Annotated in this window: 1 protein-coding gene; it reads left to right on the top strand. The window is 36.9% G+C overall.

Translation table 11 applies throughout. The features are described 5' to 3' along the window. Positions 1 to 1,365: SpaA isopeptide-forming pilin-related protein (locus GFJ36_RS28850; protein WP_194956683.1), on the top strand; the 1,365-nt coding region annotated here is incomplete at both ends.

Below are 1,365 nucleotides of genomic sequence, written 5' to 3'. Positions count from 1 at the left end.
CTATCAGTTCGTTGAAACGAAGGCTCCTAAGCATTACGACTTAAATCAAAATCCTATCAAGTTTACTGTTGAAAAAAGTCAAACAGCTAAAGCTTCTGTTACTGCTACTAACAGCTTAACTAAAGGTTCAGTCGAATTAATTAAGCTTGACGACGTTGACAACTCTACTCTTGAAGGAGCTATCTTTAAAATTGTTGATCATAACGGACTTGATGTTCGCACTGATTTAACTACTGATAAAGATGGTAAGATTACTGCTACGAACTTACGCCCAGGAGACTATCAATTCATTGAAACGAAAGCTCCTAAGCATTACGATTTAAATAAAACACCTATTAGCTTCACTATCGAGAGAAGTCAACTAACTCACGCTTCTGTTACTGCTAAGAATGGCCTAACCAAAGGTGGCGTGGAATTAACGAAGGTTGACTCTATAGATAAGAAAGAAATGCTAGAAGGTGCGGTATTTAAAATTACTGATCTGAACGGTAACGATATTCGTACGAATTTAGTTACCAATAAAGTTGGAAAAATCAGCGCTAAAGACTTACAACCTGGAGACTATCAATTTATTGAAACGAAAGCTCCGAAACATTATGACTTAAATGAAGAGCCGATTAAGTTCACAATTGAAAGAAGTCAAACAAAACATGTCTTCGTTACAGCTACGAACAGCTTAACGAAAGGTAGTGTGGAGTTAATTAAAGTTGACGATGTTGAAGAAAACACAACACTGGAAGGTGCGGTATTTAAAATTGTTAATAAGGATGGACACGATGTCCGTACTGATTTAACTACTGATAAAAACGGCCGTTTAGTTGTGGATGAATTACCACCAGGAGACTATGAGTTTATTGAAACAAAAGCTCCTAATCACTATGACTTAAACGAAACACCTATTAAGTTCACAGTTAAAAAAGGACAAGAAAAAATCGCTTCCGTTACCGCTACGAATAGCTTAACGAAAGGCGCTGTTGAACTTTCTAAAGTGGATGACTTTGACGGTTCTGTCCTTAAAGATGCAGTATTTAAAATCGTCGATATGAACGGGCACGACGTTCGTTCTGATTTAACTACTGATAAAGATGGCAAAATTTCTGTTTCTGATTTACGTCCAGGAGACTATCAGTTCGTTGAAACGAAGGCTCCTAAGCATTACGACTTAAATCAAAATCCTATCAAGTTTACTGTTGAAAAAAGTCAAACAGCTAAAGCTTCTGTTACTGCTACAAATAGCTTAACTAAGGGCGCTGTTGAATTAACTAAAGTCGACGACGTCGACGGTACTTCTCTTGAAGGAGCTATCTTTAAAATTGTTGATCATAACGGACTTGATGTTCGCACTGATTTAACTACTGATAAAGA

The sequence above is a fragment of the Bacillus sp. EE-W1 genome (assembly GCF_009760835.1).
Classification (GTDB): domain Bacteria; phylum Bacillota; class Bacilli; order Bacillales; family Bacillaceae_G; genus Bacillus_A; species Bacillus_A wiedmannii.
The sequence above is the reverse complement of the archived record's forward strand: the minus strand, read 5'-3'. Positions and strand labels throughout refer to the sequence as shown.